Consider the following 23,069-nt stretch of genomic DNA (forward strand, 5'->3'; position numbering starts at 1 on the left):
CCCTCGACGGTGAGCTCGTTCTGGATGTCACGCTGGAACTGGCCGACGGCGGTGATCACGTTGATGATGACGGCGATGGTGGCGTCGCCCGCGGCGAGGTCGTGGAAGTTCGACAGCGGTCCGGACAGGACGCGCAGGGCGACGCCGCGGGCTTGGCACCGGTTGCGGACGGCATGGATGTCGAGCAGGTCGCGGCAGAGCCGGAACAGCTCCGAGACCGTCAGAGTGTCGCCGGGGTGCGCTCTGGCGGCGATCTTCCCGAACGCGGGCCGGTCGAGGGCGGGATCTTGGAGGTGGTGGTGGGGTCCTCGAAGAGGAGGACGCCGTCGGCGGGCCGGAATCCCTCGGCGACGTCTTCGGTGCGCACGAGAAGGCCGGCCTCGGTGAGGATGTGGCGCTGCCGCAACGGGGAGTGGGTCGCAGTGGAGACGCGAGAGTAGACGATCTGCACCGGGCTCTCCTCGGGAAGAGGGTTGGAGCCCGATTCTCCTGTCGGAAATCCTGTCGTCAATTCGTGTGCGGAACCGGCCGTCCGACGTCACGGTTCGTCGCTCGATGTCCGGTTTCCGAGAGGACTTCCGGGCCCAATCAGAGGGTGTCGGTAAATCTTCTAATCCGGACACTTCTTGAGGCATCACCCCGCGATCAACTTCCGCTTAGGTCTGGGCCTGCATGCGCGAGGGACCGATGAGGTTGTTCGTGGTGCGTGTGTCAGCTGGACCGCTGGGGTGCTACCTCGTCGGTTGCGGGGCATCGGCCGCTGCTCTGGCGAATGCGCGGATGAGTGGGGTCTCGCTCGTCGTACGCCAGGCGAAGGCCCACTGGCACGGCGGGGCGTCGCGGATCGGGACGAAGGCGAGGCTGGGCCAGGGGTAGAAGGTCGCGACCTCGGCGGTGATTCCGGCAGTGGCTTGGCCCGAGGCGACGGCGCTGAGGGTCTCCTGCCAGGTGGTGACCTTGGGTCCGCGGCGTACGGGGCGGCCGGAAGGGGTGTGGAAGGGGTTGAAGATCTCCTCCATGGAGGAGGGGATCGACTGGCCCTCGACCACGATGCAGTCGCCGAGATCCTCCAGACAGATGGAGTCCCGTCCCGAGTAGGGGTGGTCGGAGGAGACCATCAACACCACGTCGGAGGCGTACGAGGTCGGTCTGACGGTCAGATCGGGCTCGCGGATCGGCAGCCACAGGTGTGCCACGTCCACCTCGCCCGACTTCAGCAGGTCCAGAGGGGAGGCGGGCTGGATCTCGCGGTGCTGGAGCCGGGCGTTCGGGTGGCGGGCGAGGAACAGGTCGAGAACGTCCATGATCTGCGCGGAGAGCGGGCCGAGTGTGCCGAGAGTCAGTGTGCCCGCGGTGCCGTCGGCGGTGGCTTGAGCGGTCGCGATCCCTTGCATGATCTGCCGGTGGCCACTCTTGAGCGCTTGGTACAGCTGTTCACCGAGCGGGGAGAGTCGGACCGCTCGGGTGGTGCGGTCGAACAGGGGCGCGCCGATGCGCCTCTCCTGCTTCTTGATCGATTGGCTGACGCGTGCCGGGCTGATGCCCAGCCGCTCGGCCGTACGGCTGAAGTGCAGCTCCTCGGCCAGCGTCAGGAAGATTTGGATCTCTCGCATCTCCACGGGCAAGCCTCCGAATTCTTCAGCTCAGGGTTAAAGGACGTTACCGGATCCGTCGTAGATGCCAGGCGCGCGGGTGGGGGAGGCTTGGCACGTTCGGAAGGAGTGCGGCTTTGGAGGTTTGGTGCCTGTCGGATATCTAATGCCGGTGGTGCTCGTCGCGATCGGGACGCTGTTCGCGCTGCGGCCGCTGCCGGGGTGGAGCACGCTCGGCCGGGTGAGCTACTTCTTCGGGCTGGCCGCCAACGAACTGCCGTTCGCGGCCTTCTTCTGGCTGCTGCTGGCCCCGACGCTGTTGGCGCTCGCGGAGGGTGACATTCACTCGGTGGGCGGCTGGGCGATCGTCGCACTGGCCGCCGTGAGCACGATCGGGCTCACGGCCATCGCCTACCGGGGTCTGGGGGAGCGGGCCAGGATCTGGCGCGCGATGGACGCCGGCCTGGGCGCGGGCTGGCGCGCCGCCATCGACGCCGACCTCGCCGCCGGACTGCGCCGTCGTCCGCCGTGGGCTCGCATCCTGTTCCTGCCCATCCTCAAGCGCCGTATGGACGTCCGCCGGGTGGCCGATCTCTCCTACGGCGAAGCAGGCCGGCGCAACCTGCTCGACATCTACCAGCACCGCTCGCGCCCACAGGGCGCGCCCGTGCTGATCCACCTGCACGGAGGTGGCTACACCGGCGGCCACAAGAACAGCCAGTCGCTGCCGTTGCTCTACCGGCTCGCCGGCCAGGGCTGGGTGTGCATCAGCGCCAACTACCGGCTACGGCCGCAGGCTCAGCACCCCGACCACCTGATCGACCTCAAGAAGATCATCGCCTGGGTGCGTGAGCACGGCTACGAGTACGGCGCGGACCCCTCGACACTGTTCGTCGCGGGCAGTTCGGCCGGCGGGCACATGGCGGCGCTGGCCGCGCTCACCCCCAACGACCCCGCCTACCAGCCGGGCTTCGAGCATGCCGACACCTCCGTGACCGGCGCCGTCTATCTGAACGGCTGGTACGGCCCCTACTTCGGACAGGGGCCAGAATCCTCGCCGCTGGCCCATATCACCGCGGACGCACCGCCGTTCTTCGTGGCCCACGGCGATCTGGACCCGCTGGTGCCCGTGGGCGAGGCCAGGCACTTCGCCGACCAGCTTCGCCGTACGTCGGCCTCCCCCGTCGTGTACGCAGAGTTGCGTGGTGGCAACCACGCCTTCGACCTGTATCACTCGGTCCGCTTCGAGGCGCTCGTCGACGCCATCGAGGCCTTCACCGCCCGAGTGAGATCGCAGCAGCGGACACCGCAGCCTTAGCCTCGTCGCCATGCCGGCGGGCGGCCATCGCCTCATCTTCGGGGCAACCCAGGTCCACCTGGGTATCTGAGCCGAACGCCCTCAGCGCAAGACGCAACCAGCACAACAGGAATTTCTCATTCAGGTCGCGCCTACTCATGGCCGTCAGGGCAGGCCACACCCCGGTCACGACCTACTTTGGGGCTGGGGACACGTTCAGGAGCGGATGGCCTACCGCGTTGGTGACGGTATTCGTCGCTGTCCATCAGGCAGACCCGGGCGGTTGACCCGCGCCAGTCGATCTCGAAGCAGGCGCCGGCCCCGGTTTCTCCAAGCTCCCAGTACAGATGCTGCACACACCATTAGTAGCTGGCCACGAACCGCGCGGGAAGCCGCGCAAGGAGGACCTACCGATGGGCGTCGGGGCGTGGATCACGCCATGGCATAGGCGCTGCGGGCCGTCCTGGCTGGAAGGGGACGCTGCCCGAGCCGAGGACCGACCCGCATCCGCTACTCCGGGGCGGCGGGAAATGCCGGTCCAGGATGTGACCCACTCCGGCAGGATAATGAAACCGCTGTGGCCGCGGAACCTGTCGTCCTTCAGCGTGACCAGGGCCACCAGGGCCTGCACGAACGGGCTGTCGGCCTGATCGGCGGGCAAGACCTGCAGCGCCGTCCGGAAGCGCGTCACCGCGTGGGGAAAGAGTTGCTCGGGCGTTCCTCCTCCTGGCGCACCTGCTCGGCGCTGATCTCCATATCGCCAACATGCAGTGCCCCTACGGATGCCTGCCCACCGCCCGGCTGACCCCGCAGCAGACGATCGACGTCCTCTTGCGGTCCTTGGAGATCGGCGGGCATTCCGACTACAGCACCACGATCGGCCTGCTGCGCGAAATGGCCGCCGATCGGCGGCTACCGCGCCGCCGCCGAGATCGAGGACCCCTGGACGGCGTTCGAGACGCTGCTCCACGGCTGTCTGGAGGCCGCGGAGGCCGACGCCGCCTTCCGCTTCGCGCTCCTCGGCCCGGGAAGAGCCGAGCTGGCACGCCATCGTCGCCGAGAAGTGGGATTTCGCGGCGATCATTGAACAGATCGTGCGGCGCGCGGTCGACGCCGGCCGCCTCCGTGACGACTTCCGCGCCTACGACTTCGCCCTCATCACCCGTGGCGCCATCGCTGACATGAGGGGCGCCGGCGGCTGGCACAGACATGTCCAGCTTCTGCTCGAAGGCATCCGCGGCCCAGAAGGCTGACCCGCCCCGGAGCCCGCGACCGTTCGAGCAGGTCGAGGGCCACCGAGCACGGGCGCCCCGTCCGACCTACGAGCGCCTGCTGAACTGCGGGGAATCTGAGCCGTTGCGCGGCAGCGGGGCCGGCAACCACTGGGACCCCGGCCTCGCGGCGCGGATGAGGGCCGGCGGGCGGGCGGTCATGGAGGAACGGCTCATCGACGAGCTGGTTCGCGACCTGCGGAGGCCCGGCGCCCGGTGACCGGCGCCCACCGGCCGCGCTCCGGGGGCTACTTGTCCTCGCCGGTCTCGTCGCCCTCGGGATGCTCGATGACGAGGTCATACGTGGTGGGGAAGAGCTGCCGGAACGCACTGTCCACGCCCTTGCCGCCCCCCTCCAGCACGATCCTGCCCCCGCGGGTCACGTCTCTGACCTGCTCGACGGTGTACTCGTGGGCATCGCGCGAAGGAGCACGCATGAACTCGGGCACCTCTATGCCTTCTGGTCCCTCGGACACCGGATGACCTCCATCTGCCGTGTGTGCTCGTGTGCCCTGATTCTCCCGATGGGCACCGATCGGGATACCGCAGCCGGCACATCGAAAGCGCCGAGGGGCTCGCGTTCGGACGGCGGCTGGCCGAGGACGAGGCCGGCGCCCTGCAGCCCAGGCGGGTGGGCCGCCGGCGGCGAATATCTATTGCCGCAACTACAGAAATCAATGTGGTACGCCGTCAGGTTTCATGGTGTAATCGCGGGAATATGACCCCTCGTTTTCCCGGGAAACGCGCACTGTGATACTGTCGTGTCCAGTTGCAGTTGTGGTTCCCAAAAACTTCAAGTGCCCTCGCCGGCATCCTCGCCAGGCGGTGGCACTTTGTATTGCCGGCGCTTTTCCGGACGGGGTAATCAGAGCGGCGACGCGCGGCTCGCACAGCGTGAGCCTTGCGGGCATTGTCCCGAAGGAGATGCAAAATGGCTGTTGGCACAGTGAAGTGGTTCAACGCGGAAAAGGGTTTCGGCTTCATCGAGCAGGACGGCGGCGGCGCTGACGTCTTCGCCCACTACTCGAACATCGCCGCCCAGGGCTACCGCGAGCTCCAGGAAGGCCAGAAGGTGAGCTTCGACGTCACGCAGGGCCAGAAGGGCCCGCAGGCGGAGAACATCGTTCCGGTCTGACACTGACGCGTCACGCAGCCGGGGCCCACGCCGTAGGGTGTGGGCCCCGGCGCGTTGCTTTGTGGTACCCAATGATGTGCGGTGCCGGCCTCACACCCCGAGAAGAACAGCCTGCCTGTTCCTCCGCCGCACACCGGACGCACCACTGACGGCTCCGGTCCGGGCACAAGCCCGCTCCAGCCCCACGGCCCGGCAGCGCAGGCGTTTTGTTCCCGGCTGCCGCCGACTATTTCGACGTACGAGACCAGGCTGTTCTCCGCCGGCTCGGCCGTCTTTTTCTTCGGCTCGTGCTCACCATTCTTGCGCCGCTCGTCGCGCCGAGAATCGTGACACGCGCCGCATCGAGGAAGGTTCTGCATGAACCATGCAACTCGCACGTACGACCGCTACACCCCTCGCACCGGCGGCTCCGCCGGCTCCGGCCGGGGTGGCCATTACAGCTCGTCGGTTCAGGGCCGTTCCGGCTCCTCCAGCCGTTCCGGCTACGGGCGGCGTTCCGCGCCGCAGGGAGAGTTCGCCCTCCCGGTCACGGTGACGCCGGCCCTGCCCGCCGCCGCGACATTCGCCGAGCTGGACATGCCGCTCGCGCTGCTCAAGGTGCTCACCAGGCTGGGCATGAACGAGCCGTTCCCGATCCAGGCGGCGACGCTGCCGAACTCCCTGGCCGGCCGGGACGTGCTGGGACGGGGGCGCACCGGATCGGGCAAGACGCTCGCCTTCGGCCTGGCGCTGCTCGTCCGCACCGCCGGACAGCGTGCCGAATCGCGCCGGCCGCTTGCCCTGATCCTCGTCCCCACCCGGGAACTGGCCCAGCAGGTCACCGACGCGTTGACCCCGTACGCCCGGCCGCTGAACCTGCGGCTGGCCACCGTCGTCGGCGGCATGTCGATCGGCCAGCAGGCCAACGCGCTGCGCAACGGCGCCGAGGTCGTCGTCGCGACCCCGGGACGGCTCAGGGATCTCATCGAGCGCGGCGACTGCCGCCTGGACCAGGTCGGCGTCACCGTGCTGGACGAGGCTGACCAGATGGCCGACATGGGCTTCATGCCGCAGATCACCCACCTGCTCGACCAGGTGCGCCCCAACGGCCAGCGGATGCTCTTCTCCGCCACGCTGGACCGCAACGTCGATCTGCTGGTCCGCCGCTACCTGACGGACCCGGTGGTCCACTCGGTCGACCCGGCGGCGGGCGCGGTCAGCACGATGGAGCACCACGTGCTGCACGTCCAGGGCACCGACAAGCAGGCCACCACGGTGGAGATCGCCGCTCGCGACGGCCGGGTGATCATGTTCCTGGACACCAAGCACGCCGTGGACCGGCTCACCGAACAGCTGCTGGACAGCGGCGTACGCGCCGCCGCGCTCCACGGGGGCAAGTCGCAGTCGCAGCGCACCCGCACCCTCGCGCAGTTCAAGACCGGCCACGTCACGGCGCTGGTGGCGACCAACGTCGCGGCCCGCGGCATCCACGTCGACAACCTCGACCTCGTCGTCAACGTCGACCCGCCCAGCGACCACAAGGACTACCTGCACCGCGGCGGTCGCACCGCCCGCGCCGGCGAGTCCGGCAGCGTCGTCACCCTGGTCCTGCCCAACCAGCGCCGCGACATGACCCGGTTGATGAACGACGCCGGCATCGTCCCGCAGTCCAGCCAGGTCCATTCGGGCGAGGCCGAACTCAGGCGCATCACGGGGGCCCAGACTCCCTCCGGGATCCCCGTGACCATCACCAGCCCGGGCGGCGGCGCCAACCGCCGGCCGAGCCGGAACGGCCGGCGCTCCTGGTAGCAGCCGGTGGCTGCCCGCTATGACCCCTGGTAGCCGGGGATGGAGAGCGTAGGGGCGGTGACGCCGGCGTGGCGGGCGCGCTGGGCGGCGGTGGGAACCGCGTTTCGCATCCCGGCGACCGGGACGGCGCGGCCGTCGGCGTAGGTGTTGCCGAAGGCGGTGAAGGCCGCAGCGTCCCCGGCGGCCTGGGAGATGTCAGGGCGGCCGTTGGTGCCGGCGCGAGGGTCGAGGAAGCGGTTGCCGAACACGGCGATCGCTCGCTCGGCCCCGCCGCCCGGGAAGTTGCGCCAGTACATGATCCCGCTGTGGTCGGCGGCGGCAACGGCGCCGACCACCTCTACGGCGAAGCGGGCAACGACACCAACTACGGCGAAACCCTGCTCGGCTCCCTGCTGTACCTGTTCGACAACGGCAACGACCACATCTACGGCGGCCCCGGAAACGACGACCTGGACGGCCAGAACGGCAACGACATCCTGTCCGACACCTCCGGCACCGACACCATGAGCGGCAACCTCGGCAACGACAACATCAACGTCCAAGACGGCGCCGGCGGCGACACCGCCAACGGCGGCCTGGGCACCGACACCTGCACCGCAGACGCCGGAGACACCACCAGCAGCTGCTAACCACTGACGGCCCGGCGCCCCACCCGGGCGCCGGGCCGTCAACATGTCGTTGATCAACCGAGAAGCCGCACGAGCGAGCCCCGAACAAGCGCGCCAAGCCGGGGCTGCAACAACCCACCCGATGAGGCACCCCAGCCTGAACCCCCGCCACCAGCTCGGCCCTCACCCAATGGCTGTTCCTGGGTTCCTCAACCCCGTTTCAGCCGGATGTGAGAGCCCGGTAACGGCCTGCTGACACGTTGCTCATGCTGTCCAGAGCCACAGGGTCCAGAAGAAACCTTCATTCTCATAATACTTGCTCAGACACTGGTAGGCGCGGGCAGAGCGCTGGCCATCCAGGTGGCATCTTTCATAACCATTGTCGTAGGACGCGTATCTCCCCGCGAATACGTAGCGGCCCAGTGCCGCCTCTGCGGTGGCCGTGGTGGTGGCCGTCGCAGCGGTGGCCGGTGCAGATGCGAGTAGGGCGGGGCCGGCTGTGAGAGTGAGGGCCACCGCCGCGAAGGCGAGGCCGCGCTTGATCCTGGACACGCGCTCTCCATTCATTCGAGTTCTGCCAGTTGGGCCTTCTCAAACGAGGATGGCACTCCATGATCAGCCTGTCTTTGGCGCAGAACGCACCTTTAGTTACCGCTGAGCGTAGTTACCGCTGAGTAGATCGGGGTCACGTTGCCCGGACAGGCCGGTCCGTTTCGGTTTCCGTCCGAACCGATGCCGGAGCCTGCCACACCGGGGGAAGACACCGGGCTACCGCTACTGGAAGACCAGCACCGGGATCAGCTCTCAACCACCGGAACGGCTATTAGCCCTTTCCGGCTTACTTGGTCTCCCCCCCAAGTACGGGAGATGGGGATAGTCGTGCCCCTGACCTCCGTGTAGTAGGCGACGAGGGGCATGGTCCATGAAGGCATAGCGCCTGGTTAGCGCGGCGCCGAACGAAAGCGTCGAAGTCGGTCGTCCGGGAGAGTGCCTCCCACGTACGGATGTCCTTGTCCGCGGCCGTGCGCGCGGCGGTGACCAGCCGCAGTGCGTCCGAGCCCAGGACGAGGTGGGCCGGCGGCCGATCGACCGACGTGACATGCACGACGGCCTCCCCCGCCTTGGCGGGATTGCCCAGTTGCGAAGCGCGCCGGCCGGAAGGGTGTGCCGGCGAGCGACCGCAGCATGTCCCACGGGCCGCCGGCGAGATCCGTCCCGATCTGGACGCCTTCGAGCTCATGCGCGGCGTGGGCGACCTGTGCATCGGGGCCGAGGCCGCCCCCCGCTACGACGCCCGCCGCCTGGTCGAGCTCCTCGTCGCGGGCCTGCGCTCGTGAGCCCCCGAGGAAGAGCACATCGTCGCTAGAGATCTTCGGGGTGACGCCGACCGGTTGATGACCGGAGTTCCACCGTTGTGTGATGGTTTGATGACACCGCACTGACCAGGAGTTTCCCGCTGGTTGGGTGAAGTCATGCACAACAACAGCCTTCCTGCGCGACGCCGTACGATCAAGAGAGCCGCGCTGGCCCTGACCGTGGTAAGCCTGAGCGCTACCCTCGCCGCCTGCGGCGAGGGTGTCGGCGGCGGCGGCAACGGTGCCAAGACCACGGCGGCGACCTCCGGCAAGTCCGAATCGACCGGGAAGAAGGTTCTGTGGCTCGGTGACTCCATCGCCGGAGCCGAAGCCCCTGCGCTGGGCGCGGCGTTGAAGGCCAGCGGCGTGGAGTTCAAGAACGCCACCTCCAGCGGTGGCGGCAACGTCGTCGCCGGTGAGCACCCTGTGACGAAGATGGGCGCCAAGGACACCTGGCAGCAACTGGGCAAGAACCTTGCCGAGTTCAAGCCCGACGTCGTCGCCTACCAGATCACCACCTACGACTGGGGAACCCGGCAGCAGCAACTCGCCGCCTACCGGAAACTCGCGGCCACCGTCCGGAAGGCGGGCGGGGAGCTGGTGATCGTCTCGGCGCCGCCGTTCAAGCTGGACGACTTCTACAAGCAGTACGCCCCGGCGATCAGGAGCGCCCCCGAGACCGCACGGCAGGCCGCCCAGGACGGCAAGGCGCAGTTCCTGGACGCGTCCGAGCTGTGGGGCGCCGACGCGTCGGCGTCCAAGGCGCAGCGCTCCAAGGACGGCATCCACTCCTGCCAGCAGGGCTCGGCCGCGTTCGCCAAATGGTTCACCGGCAAGCTGGGCGAGCAGCTCGGCTTCACCCCGGCCGCGCCCGAGGCATGGGCCACCGGCTCGTGGGTCGGCGACGAGCGCTACTCCAAGCTGGGCTGCGCCTGATCCCCACCCGGACTGGAGTCGTTGACATGCTTTCCTTCGCCGGGGCCCATCGGCGGCAGAGCCCAGGGCGTGCGCACATCGGGCCGCTGGACGGGCTGCGCGGCCTGGCCGTCGCGGCGGTTCTGCTGTTCCACGCCGGGTACCTGTCCGGCGGGTTCCTCGGTGTGGACCTGTTCTTCGTGCTGTCCGGCTTCCTGATCACCGGGCTGCTGCTGGCCGAGCTCGACCGGAGCGGCCGCCTGAACCTGGCCGGCTTCTGGGCGCGCCGGGCGCGGCGGTTGCTGCCCGCCCTGGTCTTCATGAGCGTGGCGACGCTGCTGCTGGCCTGGGCGTTCGCCACGCCCTCGATGCTGCGGGCGGTGTTGCAGGACGCGCCGTGGGCGGCGGCCCAGGCCGCCAACTGGCACTACATCGCCGAGCAGATCGGCTACTGGAACGCCGCCGGTACCCGCCTGTTCGCGCACCTGTGGAGCATCGGCGTCGAGTGGCAGTTCTACCTGGTCTGGCCGCTGGTCGTACTGGCCGTGGGGCGCGGGGGCGCCGGCGGGCATCGGCGGGTCGCCGCCGTCGCAGCGGTCGGGGCGCTGATCTCGCTCTTCCTGATGGTCAGGTACGGGGCCGCGATGGACACCACCCGCGCCTACGAGGGCACCGACACGCGTGCGTTCTCGCTGCTGCTGGGTGCGGTCGCGGCGACCGCACCCGCACGGGACCTGGCCGGACGCGTGCCCAGGGCGGCCGCGGACGCGTTGTGCGCGGTCCTGCTGGGCGGCCTGGTGCTCTCCTGGACGCTGACCGCGGGCGAGAAGGCCCCCGGCCTGTTCCAGGGCGGGATGTTCGCGCATTCGCTGGCCTCTGCCGTGCTGATCGCGCTGCTGGCCGCCGCGCCCGGCGGGTTCGTGGGGCGGGCCGTCGGCGGCGTCCTGCCGCGCCGGCTGGGCGAGGTCTCCTACAGCCTGTACCTGTGGCATTGGCCGATATTTCTGCTGCTGCCCCAGGAGGTGCTCGGGGTGGGGGGTTGGGGGCGCGACGCTCTGGCGATCGGGCTGTCGCTGCCGGCTGCGATACTGTCGAAGCTGCTGGTGGAGGACCCGGTACGGTCGCGGGCCCGATGGGCGACCGGCCGCCCGGGGCTGGCCGCGCTGGCCGTCGCGATCACCGTGGCTGTGGGCACATGGGCGGCGATTCCTCAGCCGAGTCCGGGAGCGGGCACCGTCGATGTGAGCCGGCTGGGCTCACCATGACGACACGCGCGGGCAGGAGGAGAATGCGAGGCACGCAGCTGATCCGGCTGGTCGCGCTGCCGGCTGCCGTCCTGGCGGTCGCGGCCTGCGGGACCGAGGTGAGGGCCACCGGGCCGATGACGGCCGGTGCGCCCGCCACCGGCGGCCTGACCACCGATCGGTCACGTCAGCTGCGGGTGTACTTCCGCACGCCGTACGGCTCCTGGCCGGCCGCCCGTCCGGCCAGGCCCGGCGCCGGGCCGCAGCAGGCGCTGGACGCGCTGCTGGCCGGGCCCACCGCCGCCGAACGGGCGCGCGGCCTGACCACCGCCCTTCCGGGCGGGTCGCGGCAGGTCCGGGCGCGGGCCGTGCGCGGCGCGGTGGACCTGTACCTGCCGTGGGTGGTGTCCGAGCTCGACCACACGGCGGTGAGCCAGCTGGTGTGCACCGCCGCCGCGGCGCCGGGCGTGCCGGGCGGACGCGCGCAGGCCGACGTGGTCGTGCGGGTCTTCGAGTCGGGGATCGCGGGCCCGGCCTGGCCGGTCACCTGCGACGAGACCGGTTCGGCCGTTCCGCTCGACGTTGCCACCCCGTCCCGGTGACGGGGACGGTCGATGGAGGGATCATGACGCGGGTTCTGTTGATCGAGGACGACGAGGCCGTTCGCCGGGGTGTCTCGCTGGGGCTGCGCAGGCGCGGGCACGAGACCGTGGCGGTCGGCACCGGTGAGCAGGGGCTGGCGGAGGTCTCGGCGTCGCTTCCCGACCTGGTGCTGCTGGACCTGATGTTGCCGGGCATGAGCGGGCTGGAGGTCTGCCGCCGGATCCGCGCGTTCAGCCAGGTCCTCCCGATCGTGATCCTGTCGGCGCGCGGCGACGACGTGGACGTCGTGGTGGGCCTGGAGTCGGGCGCCGACGACTACGTCGTCAAGCCGGCCAGCGCCGAGGTCATCGAGGCCCGGATGCGCGCGGTGCTGCGCCGCGTCGCGCTCGCGCAGCCTGAGGCCGCCGACGACCGCGCCTTCTTCGGCGACCTGGAGATCGACCGGACGGCGCTACGCGTGCTCAAGCACGGCACGGAGGTCGCCCTCGCACCCTCGGAACGCAAGCTGCTGCTGTTCCTGTCGGCCTCCCCCGAACGCACCTACAGCCGTCAGCAGCTCCTGGAGCAGGTGTGGGAGCACGCCTTCCACGGTGACTACCGGCTGGTCGACGCCGGGGTGATGCGGCTGCGGGCCAAGATCGAGGACGATCCGCGCCGTCCCCGCTACGTCCAGACCGTACGCGGCTTCGGCTACCGGTTCGGACCGCTGTGAGGGTGCCGCGGGTGAGGGTGCCGCGCGGGCTGCGTACCCGCCTGGTGGTGGGGTTCGTGCTGGTCACCGCGCTCGGCGCGCTCACCACCGCCGCGCTGACCTTCCACCAGGCCCGCTCGGCGATCCTGGAACGCGTCCAGAGCAGCGCGGTGCACGACCTGCGCACGCAGATCGACTCGCTGGCACCGGACCTGCCCTCCGATCCGGCCCCTGCCGACCTGCGCGCCCTGACCCTCCAACTGGACCGCGCGGGCGGCTCACGCGACTGGCGCACCGCCGCGTCGTTCCAGGACGGGCCGCTGGTCGTCGCCGCCTCGACCGCTCCAGCGCTGCCCTCTCAGCTGAAAAGCGCGGCGGCCGCGGCGACGACGTCCCTGGTCCAGCGCTTCCAACGGGACGGCCGCCCCTGGCTGGCGATCGCCGTCCCGGTACAGGACGCCACGCGGCCCGTGGCCCGGCCTCCGCTGGTGGTGTTCGCCTCCTTCTCGCTGGCCGCCCAGCAACGTGACGTGGACTCGCTGGTCACCGCCGCGCGCGCCGGAGCGCTGCCGGTCGTCCTGGCCGCGATCCTGCCCGCGCTGCTGGCGGCGGGCAGCGTGTTGCGTCCCGTGCGGCGGCTGCGCTCGGCCACCGAGAGCATGGCGGCGGGCGAACTGGACACCCGGATCGCCGTCACCGGCGACGACGAACTGGCCGACCTCGGCCGCACCTTCAACACCATGGCCGCGACCCTGCAACGCGACACCGCCGTCCTGCGCGACATGGAGGCCCGTGCCCGCCGGTTCGCCGCCGACGTCTCCCACGAGCTGCGCACGCCGCTGGCCGCGATGACCGCCGTGACCGGCCTGCTGGACGAGGACGTCGCGGCGGGCCGGATGCCGCCCGAGACCGCCGAGGCCGTGGGCCTGGTCGCCGACGAGACGCGCAGGCTCGCCCGGCTCGTGGACGACCTGATGGAGGTGTCGCGGTTCGACGCCGGGGCCGCCGTCCTCACCCTCGACGAGGTCGACCTTGCGCAGCTGGTGCGCAAGACGCTCGCGCTGCGGCGCTGGCAGGACCGCGTCCCCGTGGACGTCCCGGAGGGGCTGCGCGTCCGGCTCGACCCCCGCCGCATGGACGTGATCCTGGCCAACCTCGTCGGCAACGCGCTGCGCCACGGCGGACCAGCGGCCACGGTACGGCTGCGGGGCCGGGCGGTCCCCGGCGGCGTCGCCCTCACCGTGACCGACGACGGACCGGGCATCGCCGCCGGCCTGCTGCCCTACGTCTTCGACCGGTTCACCAAGGGCGACGCGGCCCGTACCCGCAGCGAGGGCAGCGGTCTCGGCCTGGCCATCGCCTACGAGAACGCCCGGCTGCACGGCGGCACGCTGAGCGCCGCCAACGCCCCGGGCGGCGGCGCGGTCTTCACCCTCACCCTGCCCTGGAACCGGCCGTGAGCCGCCGCCTGGCACCGGTTCTGCTGGCAGTGACGCTGACGGCGGCCTGCGCGATCACCGACACCGGTCCGACACCCGCCGGTCCCGCGGCCACCGCGCTGGAGGGCGCGACCAACCGGTCTGCCACCGTGCACGTGTACTTCTCCTCCGCGCTCGGGCTGGAACGGGTGTCGCGCCTCCACCGGGGCACCGACGCGTTGCACGCCGCGCTCGAAGCGCTGGTGCAGGGCCCGGACGCCGCCGAACGCGCGCGTGGCCTGGTCAGCTTCGTCCCACCGGGCGCTCCGCTCCCGCTCGTCCGCATCGGCCCGCGCGGGCCGGTGGACGTCCGGCTGTCCTTCGGCTGGGGCGTCGACCGTACCGCCGAACGGCAACTGGTCTGCACGGTGGCCGACACGGTCAGCACGACGACTCGCACCGCCCTGGGCTCCGTCCGGGTCAAGATACATCGGGTCGACGGCTCAACCGGCACCCGCACCTGCATGCCATGACCGTTCCGATCAGCCGATGACATGGCCTGGCCGCAGGGCGGAGCCGGCCATGCCTCGGGGCGGGCGCCGGTGCCGGCGGACGGCCAAGGAGTGCAGTGGGATGGCGGCCGTGCCGTAGAGCACGGCACAAGGATGACCAGGGAGCGTCTCGGAGATGTGCACGGTGTCGCGCGGCCGCGCGTAAGTGAGCAGTTCGTGGAACGTCGGCGGCTTCGGCGAGGTGCACTGGGATGCTCCCCTTATGGTGCCGACGAGTTCACTGGCCACTGTGTCTTTCGTAGGCATGGCAACTCACAATGTGGGTGATGCGATGCCGTGGCCGGTTGCGGTTCTGGTGAATCGGCGGGCGAGGTGTTCGAAGGCGTCGGTGAGTTCGTCGGGGCCGATGACTTCGATGTCGGCGTCGTAGCGGGCGATGGCGGCGGCGAGGCTGGGCCAGGACCAGGATCCGAGGGTGAGCCGGCAGCGGTAGGGGCTGATCTCCTCGACGAGTCCCTCGCGGGTGTAGAGGGCCACGGTGGCGGCGGACAGGTCGAGGATCACTGTGCCTTGGCAGGGCCAGTTGCCCGAGGCGTCGCCAGAGCCGCGGAACGTGCTGGTGACGAAGGTGGCGGCGTCTCCTCCGGGCAGTACGCGTGGTGTGAACCGGGGCCCGTTGGGGGTGCGCGGGGTGATCCGGTCGGCGCGGAAGGTGCGCCAGTCGTCGCGGTCAAGGTCCCAGGCGATGAGGTACCAGCGTCCGTCCCAGGTGATGAGGTGGTGGGGTTCGACGCGGCGCGGGGGTTTGTCCGTGACCTCGGCGCCGTAGTCGAAGCGCAGGATCTCGCGGGCGTGGACGGCGGCGCTGATAGTCAGGAGCACGTCGCCGTCGACCGGGGTGGCCGGCCGGGTGACAGGTCGTTCAACGGCGGTGACGCGCAGCGCGTCGATGCGGTGCCGGAGTCGGGAGGGCATGATCTGCCGGATGGTGTTCAGTGCCCGCTCGGCGGGTTCGGCGAGGCCGTTGCCGGGGTTGGTGGCGACGATCTGCAAGGCGATGGTGAGGGCGACGGCCTGTTCGTCGTCGAACAGCAGCGGGGGTAGTTCGGTGCCGGCGCTGAGCCGGTAGCCGCCGTCAGGGCCCTTGACGGCAGCGATGGGGTAGCCGAGCTCGCGGAGCCGGTCGACATCGCGGCGCACGGTGCGCAGGCTGATGTCCAGGCGATCGGCCAGCACCGTGCCGGGCCAGTCCCGGCAGGTCTGCAGCAGCGACAGCAGAGCCAGCAGCCGGGCTGAAGTTTTCTGCATGAACCTCATTCTGCCCGAAGTAGGTGCCACATCCTGTCACCTACCCCTGCGAACCTTCGTATCGAGCCGGTCAGCCACGCGACCCGGACGGCCCCCCTTTGACACTGACGGAGTCAGCACCATGTTCGATGTTCTGGGCAATCTGAACTGGTTCGGGATCCTGCTCGGCTGCATCGCATTGACCCTGCTCGGCGGCGTCTGGTTCGCCGGCCTGTTCCCCAAGGCGTACAACCGCTCCCTCGGCCGCGAGGTCGGCGCCAAGGCGCCGAGCTCGCCGCTGTTTCTCGCCGGGCCGCCATTGACCAGCCTGGTCATCACCCTCACGAGCGCGATCCTGATGGCTGCGTTGAAGATCGACACCTACGGCGATGCGCTGCTGTTCGGTCTCGTCGTCGGCCTCGGCTACCTCACGGCCAACACCGTCACCATCGCCATCAACCCCAACTTCCCGCGACCGCTGCTCCATGCGGCGGTCTCCGGCAGCTACAACATCGTCGGCAGCCTGATCGTCAGCGCCATTCTGCCGGCCATCTGAGACCAGCAGCACCGTGGGGACTCGCCGATTCGGCCGTCCGACATCCCCTTCCCTGGCCCTCTCTAACGAGACTTACCAGCCCATACCGGGCGTACCGCGCCCGAAAATCAATAAGGAGTCACCAGCATGGCCATCTCCACCACCACCCACCTGAACTTCCGCGGTGACGCTCGCGCAGCGCTGGAGTTCTACCAGACCGTGTTCGGCGGCCACCTCACCACCATCGCGTACGGCGACTTCGGCATGCCGAAGGAACTGCCGGACGCCGACAAGATCGTCTTCGGCCAGGTCACGGCCGACAACGGCTTCAGCATCATGGCTTACGACGTGCCCAGCCAGGCACCGGCCGCCACCGCGCCCGCCGCCACCACTCGCGAGCACGGCATGACGCTGACCGGCGAGCGGTTCTTCGTGTCCGTCCGCGGCGAAACCACCGAGGAGGTCGGCGCGCTGTGGGACAAGCTCACCGACGGCGCCGACATCATCGAGAAGTACGGCCCGTCGCAGTGGGCCCCGGGCTTCGGGATGCTGACCGACCGCTTCGGTGTCACCTGGATCCTCGACGTCGCCGCCCCGTACGCCGGCTGACCACCAACGCGCTCATCCGGTCCGAGGCGGCGCAGCTCCAGCTGTCCGGCTGGTCATGCCGCCGCGGGGCTCGTCGGCGCATTCCAACGCCACCCCCGGGAGGTGAGGTGGTGCTCGACCTGGAGGCTGGGCAGCATGTCGCGGGCGACCCGGACGATGCGTTCGCAGACCACCCGGTCGATATCGCCACGCCCGACCCATTCCAGCAGGTCGGCCAGTCCACCGTCGCGGGGAACCGGCACGCCGAGCCGTGCGTAGTCCTCCGCTGTCCCTTGGCTGCGGCCATCCAAGCCCAGCATGCCGGACTCGACGTCCCGGAAATGGGCGATGAAGTGCTCGCCTGGCGCCAGAGCCTGTCCGGAGTTCGGATCTCTAGACTGGCCGGAGGCTTCGGATCCATATGACGGCCCCGCGTAAACGCAAGCCGGCAAGACAGCTGTCGGGTGTCTTGTCGAACCGCGGCGCGTGACCCGGCGGGGCCACGGTCCTACAGGGCGTTCAGGTCGATGGTCTCGGCCATCGCGTTCAGGCCCGCGTCGTTCGGGTGGAGCCAGTCGCCCTCTTGGCCGTCGCGGACGTTGAACTCCGGGCGCAGCCGGTCGGGGTCGTCCGGGGCGACGAGGGCGCGTTCGAAGTCGGCCACGGCGTCGTACTCGCCGCCGGTCCTGATCCAGGTGTTGACCTGGTCGCGGACCTGCTCCAGACCGTACGGCTCAGCCGTACCGTCGGGGTAGAGCCACGGGTTGCCCTTGAACGGCATGATGGTGCCACCGACGACGCGGATCCCCCGGGCGTGGGCGCGCCGGATCAACTCGCGGTGTCCCGCGATGATCTGATCGGCGGTGACGTCGGGGTCACGATAGGTGATGTCATTGATGCCCTCCATCACGATCACCGTTCGCACGCCCGGCCTGTCGAGCACGTCCCGCTGGAAGCGGGCGAGGGCGCGTTCGCCGAAGAGCGGGTGGTCGTAGAGGACCCGGTTGCCGGAGATCCCGCTGTTCAGGACGGTCAGCCGGGTGCCGGAGGCGACGAGGCGCTCGGCGAGCTGGTCGGGGTAGCGGTTGTCGGCGTCCGGGGTGCTGCCGGTGCCGTCGGTGACCGAGTCGCCGAAGGTCACCACCGCGCCGCGGGCTGAGGAGCCGAGCACGTCGACGCCGCTGAGGAAGTACCACGACTGGGTGGTGTCGGTGAAGGCGGTGCCGCGCGGGTCGAACCGGTGGTCGCCGGACGCCCGGTAGCTGGTGGCCGAGGAGATGTCGTGGAAGGTGGCGGGTCCGGTCGCGCCATGGAAGTAGAGGGTGACGGCCAGCCGGTCGAGCGCCTGCAGCTGGAGCGGGATCGGGTCGCTGACCAGCTCCTGGCCGGCCTTGACCACGGCGTCCGCGCGCCGGGAGAAGGTGACGGCGCGCAGAGTGCCAGGACGTACGGCGGCGCCGGTCGCGGCCTTGGCGATCGTCGCCCCGTTCACGGTGAGAGGCGCGGTCCCGTACCGGTTGGAGATGGTGATGCGGAGCGCGGCTCCCGGCCCGGTGACGCGGAGCACCTGACGGACAGAGTGGCGTTCGAAGCCCTGCTCCGACCAGTTGGACGACCACGGCAGCCCGCCGGGTGAGGGCTGCTGGACGGCTGCCGCCCAGGCGCCCGTCCAGCGGGGCTGCGTCGTACCGCCTTGGGCGGGGACGGCGGTGAAGGCGAGGGTGAGCGCGGCCAGGGTCTTGGTGAACAGCATGAGTGGCGGATCCTTGGGTCAGAAGTCGATGGCGTGGTCGGCGGCCCACTGCGCGTAGGTGCGGGCGGGATGGCCGGTTATCCGCTCGACGGTGTCGTTGACGTCGGCGGGCTTGCCGACGCAGGCCGCCATCAGCTCGAACAGCGCACCGAGGAAGGCCGGATCCATGAAGGCGCTCATCTGCTCCAGCACCGGCGCGGGGTCGAGGTCTTCGACGGTGAGCGGGCGGCCGAGAGCCTGGCCGAGGATGGCGACCTGGTCGGCTTGGGTGAGCGACTCCGGCCCGGTCAGGTGGTAGGTCCGCCCGGCGTGGCCGGGGCGGGTCAGCGTCGCGACCGCGACGTCGGCGACGTCCAATTCGTGGATGGCGCTGAAGGCGGCCTTGGTGTGCGGCGCGCGGATCACGTCGCCGCCGGAGAGTTGCATCGCGAAGGTCAGCGAGTTGATCGCCGGGAAGAGCAGCCGCAGGATCGTCCACTCCAGGCCGGACTCGCGTATGGCCCGCTCCACGTCGCCGTGGTATTGGGCGATCACATCCGGCTGCGCGCCTGCGCCGTCGACCACCGCGCCCGAGGACAGGAAGACGATCCGGCTCACCCCGGCTTCGCGGGCGGCGGCCAGCAGCGGCGCCGGGTCCATGCCGTACTGCAGGACCAGCAGGAGGGCGCTCACTCCGTCGAGCGCGGCTGGGAGGGTTTCGGGCTTGGTCAGATCGGCCTGGGCCAGTTCGACGCCCTGCGGCAGGGCGGCTCGTTCGGGCGTGCGGGTCAGAGCGCGGACGGGGTGGCCCGCGGCGTGCAACACTTCGACGGCTTGTCGGCCGAAGTGGGCGGTGGCGCCGGTTATGAGGTACATCGAGGACTCCTAGTATCTGTTCCGACGCTGTAGGGCGGCGCAGAGCGCGTCGACCTCCTCGTCGGTGTTGTAGTAGTGCACCGACGCCCGCACCACGGCGGCCAGGCCACGCTCGCCCAGGTCGTAGCGGGCGGACGTGACCGCGGACACGCTGGTGTTGATCCCGGCCGCGCTCAGGCGGCGGTGCACGTCGGCAGCGGACTCGCCGTCGACGGTGAAGGTGACGATCCCGCACAGCCGCTGTCCCCGGTCCTGGACGGTCACCCGAGGCAGCTCCCCCAGCCGCCGCCGCAGCCGGGCGGCCAACGCGGTGACGCGCTCCGCGATCGCCTCGACGCCCCAGCTCAGGGCGTAGTCCACCGCGACGCCGAGGCCGATCTTGGCCGCGTAGTTGGCCTCCCAGTTCTCGAACCTGCGCGCGCCTGAACGGATCTCGTAGGTGTCCTGGCCGGTCCAGGTGGCAGCGTGCAGGTCGAGGAAGGGCGGTTCCAAGGTGTCGGCGAGCCGCTCGGAGACGTAGAGGAAACCCGTGCCGCGCGGCCCGCGCAGGAACTTGCGGCCGGTGGCCGACAGCAGGTCGCAGCCGAGCTCCCGCACATCGACCGGGAGTTGCCCAACGGACTGGCAGGCGTCGAGCAGGAACGGTACGCCCGCGGCGCGGGTCAGCCGGCCGATCTCGGCCGCGGGGTTGACCAGTCCGCTCTGGGTCGGGACGTGGGTGACGGCCACGAGCTTGACGTCGGCGGCGAGCCGCCGCTCCAGGTCGCGCACCGACAACTGGCCGTGCTCGTCATCGTCGACCACCTCGACCCGGGCGCCGGTACGGCTCGCGACCTGCAGGAAGGCGATCACGTTGCTGGCGTATTCGGCGCGGGAGGTCAGGATCCTGTCCCCCGATCCGAAGCGCAGCGCGTAGAAGGCCATGTCCCAGGCGCGGGTGGCGTTCTCGACCACGGCGATCTCGCCCGGCAGGCAGCCGATCAGCCGGGCGATCGCCTCGTAGACCGCGTTCACCTGCAGAGCCGCGACGGCGGCGGCTTCGTATCCCCCGAGCCGCCCCTCCAGCCGCAGGTGTCCGATGACGGCGTCGAGCACCGGGGCCGGAGCGAGCGCCGCACCGGCGTTGTTGAGGTGCACCACCTCGGCGCATCCCGGGGTGTCGAGGCGGGCACGTGCCACATCCAGGAGACTCACGGCAGTCGAGGTCCCGCCTCGCGCTGGGCGGCGAGCCAGTTCTCCACCTCGTCGGCCCGACTGGGCAGCGCGCCGGACAGGTTGACCGCGCCTTCCGCGGTGACCAGGATGTCGTCCTCCACCCTGATCCCGATCCCGCGGAGCTCGGCGGGAACCAGATCGTCCTCCGGCTGGAAGTACAACCCGGGCTCGACGGTCAGCACGTTGCCCGCGCCGAGCTCGCCCCCGCGATAGCGCTCGGGCCGGGCGTTGGCGCAGTCGTGCACGTCGGTGCCCAGCATGTGGCCGAACCCGTGCAGCGTCCACCGCCAGTAGTGCATCGACGCCGGGTCCATCGCCTCGTCGGCGCTCACCTTGAGCACCCCGAGCTCGACCAGGCCCTCGGCGAGCGCCCGCATGCAGGTCAGATGGACGTCGGCGAACTTCACCCCCGGTTTGACCGCTGCGATACCGGCCTGCTGGGCGGCGTGGACGATGTCGTAGACCTCGCGCTGGAGCGGGGTGAAGACACCGGAGACCGGCAGGGTGCGGGTGATGTCGGCGGTGTAGAGCTGATGGCCTTCCACTCCCATGTCCATGAGCAGCAACTCGCCGGGCGCGGTGAAGCCGTCGTTGCGCTTCCAGCACAGGATCGTGGCGTGCGCTCCGGCGCAGACGATCGAGCCGTAACCGACGTCGTTGCCGTCGTGCCGGGCGCGCAGCCCGAAGACGCCTTCGATCAGCCGCTCGGACACGCCCCGGTCGGCGGGCAGCACCCGGGCGACGTCCTCGAACCCCCGGATGGTGGCGTCGACCGCCTCCTGGAGCCGGCGGATCTCCCACTCGTCCTTGACGAGCTTGAGTTCGGCGATCGCCGCCGAGAGCGCCCGGTCACGGACGTCGTCGGCGGGCACGGCCGCGTCGACCCTGGCGTCGAGCCCGCGCAGCACCCGGGTGCGCCCTGGCACGCATCGCGCCAGGGCGGCGTCGAGGCCGGCCAGCGGGGCGGTGTCGACACCGAGCTCGGTCGTCTTCTCATCGAGCGTACGGCGGCGCCCGGCCCACAGCTCGCCGGCCCGGTCGCGGAAGAACTCGTCCGTCTCCCGCGAGGAGCGCTGATGGGTGTAGAGCAGGGCGTCACCGCCCGGTCGCAGGACCAGCACACCGTCGGGGTCGTGGTCGCCAGTGAGGTAGGAGAAGTCGCTTCCCGGGCGGAAGCGGTAGAGGGTGGCGTTGGCTCGGATCTTGGCAGGTCCGGTGGGGATGACCAGCGTCTCCCCGGGAAAAGCGCGCGACAGCTCGGCCCGGCGGCGCGCGTAGTGCGGCACGCCCGGTTGGGGACGCACGTCCAGCGGCTGGTCGAGCCAGGCCGCGCGCATGAGCTCCAGGAGCCTGGGCGGGAAGTCGGGGTCGTGGGCGGCCTTGGTCATGGCCGGCTCCCGGTCCAGTCGACGTGGAGTTCTTCGTGAGCGGCGAAGCGCAGGAGATGCCTGGTGACGACGTCCTGGACGCCGCCCAGCGCGTCGAGGTCTGCGGCCTCGACGACCAGGACGAGCACCCCCTGACTCGACCGCAGAGAGCAGGCGCCGGAGCGGAAGGTGATCGTCGCGCACCCCGGGCCTGTGTGCTCGGCGGCGGCCTTGTGGCCCAGATGGGAGACGAGCTGTTTGGCGTACCGCTCGGGGCGGTCGGTCGCGACGTGTGCCGTGGACAGAAGCATGCGCCCTCCAAGTGTTTAGATATGTCGACGCTTTAGGCGCTCGGCAGTCTGCCAACGTCTCGCGTGATTTGTCAAAAGCGTCGACGGTCCTCGACACTTGACCCCATGACCGATGAGCAGCTCCTCTCTCTGCGCTCATCCGCGCAGTACAAGGCGCTCGGGCACCCGATGCGCCACCGCATGGTGAACCTGCTGCGCCAGCGCCCGGCCACCCTCAGCGAGCTGACCACCGCGCTCGACTCCACCAAGGGCACGGTCGGCTACCACGTGCGGGTCCTGCGCGAGGCCGGGCTCGTCCGCCTCGCGAGCACCCGCCAGGTGCGCGGCGGCACCGAGCAGCGCTTCGAACTCGTCAACCGCGGCTTCCAGCTCGACGAGGAGACCGGCGCCAGATTCCTGCACGACGTGGCCCTGGCCGAGATGTCACCCGTACGACCGGGCGACCCCGGCCACACCGTGCTGCACCACGTCTGGCTCACCCCGGAAGAGGCCCGCACGCTGGCAGGACGGATCGAGGACTACGAACACGGTCAGCGCCTCAACCCCGAACACGGCACCGAGGCCTACGGACTGCTCCTCAGCCTCTACCGCGCCGACATCCCCCGCCTGCCACCGGAAGGTCACCCCACCTGACAACACGTCGACCGGCCAACGGGGCGACAAGCTGCCGCCATTCCTCAGCAGAGGACGACATTCCCCGTCCCGCCGGCTTCAGGGAGAGCACCGGAT

27 protein-coding genes are annotated in these 23,069 nt (G+C 70.1%); 16 read left to right on the plus strand and 11 right to left on the minus strand.

Going from position 1 to position 23,069, the window contains the following annotated elements:
- The coding region (locus ABZ444_RS47935) for a recombinase family protein (RefSeq protein ID WP_358011181.1) at window positions 1-635 on the minus strand (635 nt) is incomplete at its 3' end.
- 96 nt (window positions 636-731) lie between these two features.
- Complete coding sequence (locus ABZ444_RS47940) at window positions 732-1,613, minus strand: LysR family transcriptional regulator (protein ID WP_358011183.1); 882 nt, start codon at window positions 1,611-1,613, stop codon at window positions 732-734.
- 145 nt (window positions 1,614-1,758) lie between these two features.
- On the opposite strand from ABZ444_RS47940, the gene ABZ444_RS47945 reads away from it, so the two are divergent.
- The 3 genes from ABZ444_RS47945 to ABZ444_RS47955 all read left to right on the plus strand — a co-directional run bounded on the left by ABZ444_RS47945 (window position 1,759) and on the right by ABZ444_RS47955 (window position 4,380).
- Entirely contained in the window at window positions 1,759-2,910 is a 1,152-nt protein-coding gene (locus ABZ444_RS47945) for an alpha/beta hydrolase (protein ID WP_358011185.1), read from the plus strand.
- A 1,073-nt stretch (window positions 2,911-3,983) separates the two neighbouring features.
- On the plus strand, window positions 3,984-4,142 hold the full coding sequence (locus ABZ444_RS47950) for a hypothetical protein (RefSeq protein ID WP_358011257.1): 159 nt from the start codon (window positions 3,984-3,986) through the stop codon (window positions 4,140-4,142).
- On the plus strand, window positions 4,099-4,380 hold the full coding sequence (locus ABZ444_RS47955) for a DUF2399 domain-containing protein (RefSeq protein ID WP_358011187.1): 282 nt from the start codon (window positions 4,099-4,101) through the stop codon (window positions 4,378-4,380). The genes ABZ444_RS47950 and ABZ444_RS47955 overlap by 44 nt, the downstream gene beginning before the upstream one ends.
- A gap of 28 nt (window positions 4,381-4,408) precedes the next feature.
- Here ABZ444_RS47955 and ABZ444_RS47960 read toward each other — a convergent pair whose 3' ends face one another.
- The gene (locus ABZ444_RS47960) at window positions 4,409-4,597 is read right to left on the minus strand and encodes a hypothetical protein (protein WP_358011189.1); all 189 of its coding nucleotides are present in this window, start codon (window positions 4,595-4,597) and stop codon (window positions 4,409-4,411) included.
- A gap of 494 nt (window positions 4,598-5,091) precedes the next feature.
- Between ABZ444_RS47960 and ABZ444_RS47965 the strand changes: the two genes are divergently transcribed.
- Entirely contained in the window at window positions 5,092-5,295 is a 204-nt protein-coding gene (locus ABZ444_RS47965; RefSeq protein ID WP_358011191.1) for a cold-shock protein, read from the plus strand.
- Between the two features lie 357 nt (window positions 5,296-5,652).
- Window positions 5,653-7,083, plus strand: coding sequence for a DEAD/DEAH box helicase (locus ABZ444_RS47970; protein ID WP_358011193.1), 1,431 nt, complete (start codon window positions 5,653-5,655; stop codon window positions 7,081-7,083).
- Between the two features lie 17 nt (window positions 7,084-7,100).
- Here ABZ444_RS47970 and ABZ444_RS47975 read toward each other — a convergent pair whose 3' ends face one another.
- On the minus strand, window positions 7,101-7,379 hold the full coding sequence (locus tag ABZ444_RS47975; protein WP_358011195.1) for a hypothetical protein: 279 nt from the start codon (window positions 7,377-7,379) through the stop codon (window positions 7,101-7,103).
- A gap of 9 nt (window positions 7,380-7,388) precedes the next feature.
- On the opposite strand from ABZ444_RS47975, the gene ABZ444_RS47980 reads away from it, so the two are divergent.
- Window positions 7,389-7,712: a hypothetical protein gene (locus ABZ444_RS47980; RefSeq protein ID WP_358011197.1), complete on the plus strand. Its 324-nt coding sequence runs from the start codon at window positions 7,389-7,391 to the stop codon at window positions 7,710-7,712.
- Between the two features lie 243 nt (window positions 7,713-7,955).
- Here ABZ444_RS47980 and ABZ444_RS47985 read toward each other — a convergent pair whose 3' ends face one another.
- Window positions 7,956-8,243 (minus strand): hypothetical protein, encoded by a 288-nt coding sequence (locus ABZ444_RS47985; protein WP_358011200.1) that lies wholly within the window; start codon window positions 8,241-8,243, stop codon window positions 7,956-7,958.
- 920 nt (window positions 8,244-9,163) lie between these two features.
- On the opposite strand from ABZ444_RS47985, the gene ABZ444_RS47990 reads away from it, so the two are divergent.
- The 6 genes from ABZ444_RS47990 to ABZ444_RS48015 are packed head-to-tail and all read left to right on the plus strand — an operon-like array spanning window position 9,164 to window position 14,450.
- Entirely contained in the window at window positions 9,164-9,982 is an 819-nt protein-coding gene (locus ABZ444_RS47990) for an SGNH/GDSL hydrolase family protein (RefSeq protein WP_358011202.1), read from the plus strand.
- Between the two features lie 26 nt (window positions 9,983-10,008).
- The gene (locus ABZ444_RS47995) at window positions 10,009-11,226 is read left to right on the plus strand and encodes an acyltransferase (protein ID WP_358011204.1); all 1,218 of its coding nucleotides are present in this window, start codon (window positions 10,009-10,011) and stop codon (window positions 11,224-11,226) included.
- 23 nt (window positions 11,227-11,249) lie between these two features.
- A complete protein-coding gene (locus tag ABZ444_RS48000; RefSeq protein ID WP_358011206.1) occupies window positions 11,250-11,807 on the plus strand; it encodes a GerMN domain-containing protein in 558 nt (185 codons plus the stop codon).
- Window positions 11,808-11,830: 23 nt separating this feature from the next.
- Window positions 11,831-12,520: a response regulator transcription factor gene (locus tag ABZ444_RS48005; RefSeq protein ID WP_358011208.1), complete on the plus strand. Its 690-nt coding sequence runs from the start codon at window positions 11,831-11,833 to the stop codon at window positions 12,518-12,520.
- An 11-nt stretch (window positions 12,521-12,531) separates the two neighbouring features.
- Complete coding sequence (locus ABZ444_RS48010; RefSeq protein ID WP_358011211.1) at window positions 12,532-13,959, plus strand: HAMP domain-containing sensor histidine kinase; 1,428 nt, start codon at window positions 12,532-12,534, stop codon at window positions 13,957-13,959.
- Window positions 13,956-14,450 carry a hypothetical protein gene (locus ABZ444_RS48015; protein WP_358011213.1) on the plus strand — a complete coding sequence of 165 codons (495 nt, stop codon included), beginning with the start codon at window positions 13,956-13,958 and terminating at the stop codon, window positions 14,448-14,450. The genes ABZ444_RS48010 and ABZ444_RS48015 overlap by 4 nt, the downstream gene beginning before the upstream one ends.
- A 291-nt stretch (window positions 14,451-14,741) precedes the next feature.
- On the opposite strand, the gene ABZ444_RS48020 is transcribed toward ABZ444_RS48015, so the two are convergent.
- Window positions 14,742-15,737 (minus strand): YafY family protein, encoded by a 996-nt coding sequence (locus ABZ444_RS48020; RefSeq protein WP_358011216.1) that lies wholly within the window; start codon window positions 15,735-15,737, stop codon window positions 14,742-14,744.
- A 121-nt stretch (window positions 15,738-15,858) separates the two neighbouring features.
- Here ABZ444_RS48020 and ABZ444_RS48025 point away from each other — a divergent pair, with 121 nt between their 5' ends.
- The 3 genes from ABZ444_RS48025 to ABZ444_RS48035 all read left to right on the plus strand — a co-directional run bounded on the left by ABZ444_RS48025 (window position 15,859) and on the right by ABZ444_RS48035 (window position 17,264).
- Complete coding sequence (locus ABZ444_RS48025; RefSeq protein WP_358011218.1) at window positions 15,859-16,272, plus strand: DUF1761 domain-containing protein; 414 nt, start codon at window positions 15,859-15,861, stop codon at window positions 16,270-16,272.
- A gap of 126 nt (window positions 16,273-16,398) precedes the next feature.
- On the plus strand, window positions 16,399-16,860 hold the full coding sequence (locus ABZ444_RS48030) for a VOC family protein (protein WP_358011221.1): 462 nt from the start codon (window positions 16,399-16,401) through the stop codon (window positions 16,858-16,860).
- A 110-nt stretch (window positions 16,861-16,970) separates the two neighbouring features.
- Window positions 16,971-17,264 (plus strand): hypothetical protein, encoded by a 294-nt coding sequence (locus tag ABZ444_RS48035; RefSeq protein WP_358011223.1) that lies wholly within the window; start codon window positions 16,971-16,973, stop codon window positions 17,262-17,264.
- An 83-nt stretch (window positions 17,265-17,347) separates the two neighbouring features.
- Here ABZ444_RS48035 and ABZ444_RS48040 read toward each other — a convergent pair whose 3' ends face one another.
- The 5 genes from ABZ444_RS48040 to ABZ444_RS48060 are packed head-to-tail and all read right to left on the minus strand — an operon-like array spanning window position 17,348 to window position 22,340.
- The gene (locus ABZ444_RS48040; RefSeq protein ID WP_358011225.1) at window positions 17,348-18,592 is read right to left on the minus strand and encodes an SGNH/GDSL hydrolase family protein; all 1,245 of its coding nucleotides are present in this window, start codon (window positions 18,590-18,592) and stop codon (window positions 17,348-17,350) included.
- 18 nt (window positions 18,593-18,610) lie between these two features.
- Window positions 18,611-19,447 (minus strand): NAD(P)H-binding protein, encoded by an 837-nt coding sequence (locus tag ABZ444_RS48045; protein ID WP_358011228.1) that lies wholly within the window; start codon window positions 19,445-19,447, stop codon window positions 18,611-18,613.
- A 9-nt stretch (window positions 19,448-19,456) separates the two neighbouring features.
- Window positions 19,457-20,626 (minus strand): aminotransferase class V-fold PLP-dependent enzyme, encoded by a 1,170-nt coding sequence (locus ABZ444_RS48050; RefSeq protein WP_358011230.1) that lies wholly within the window; start codon window positions 20,624-20,626, stop codon window positions 19,457-19,459.
- An 11-nt stretch (window positions 20,627-20,637) separates the two neighbouring features.
- The gene (locus ABZ444_RS48055) at window positions 20,638-22,050 is read right to left on the minus strand and encodes an aminopeptidase P family protein (protein ID WP_358011233.1); all 1,413 of its coding nucleotides are present in this window, start codon (window positions 22,048-22,050) and stop codon (window positions 20,638-20,640) included.
- A complete protein-coding gene (locus ABZ444_RS48060; protein ID WP_358011235.1) occupies window positions 22,047-22,340 on the minus strand; it encodes a DUF2218 domain-containing protein in 294 nt (97 codons plus the stop codon). Before ABZ444_RS48060 ends, ABZ444_RS48055 begins: the two co-directional genes overlap by 4 nt.
- A 105-nt stretch (window positions 22,341-22,445) precedes the next feature.
- Between ABZ444_RS48060 and ABZ444_RS48065 the strand changes: the two genes are divergently transcribed.
- On the plus strand, window positions 22,446-22,973 hold the full coding sequence (locus ABZ444_RS48065) for a helix-turn-helix domain-containing protein (RefSeq protein WP_358011237.1): 528 nt from the start codon (window positions 22,446-22,448) through the stop codon (window positions 22,971-22,973).
- The last annotated feature ends 96 nt before the right edge of the window (window positions 22,974-23,069 follow it).

It is taken from the genome of Nonomuraea sp. NPDC005730, assembly GCF_040630865.1.
GTDB lineage: Bacteria > Actinomycetota > Actinomycetes > Streptosporangiales > Streptosporangiaceae > Nonomuraea.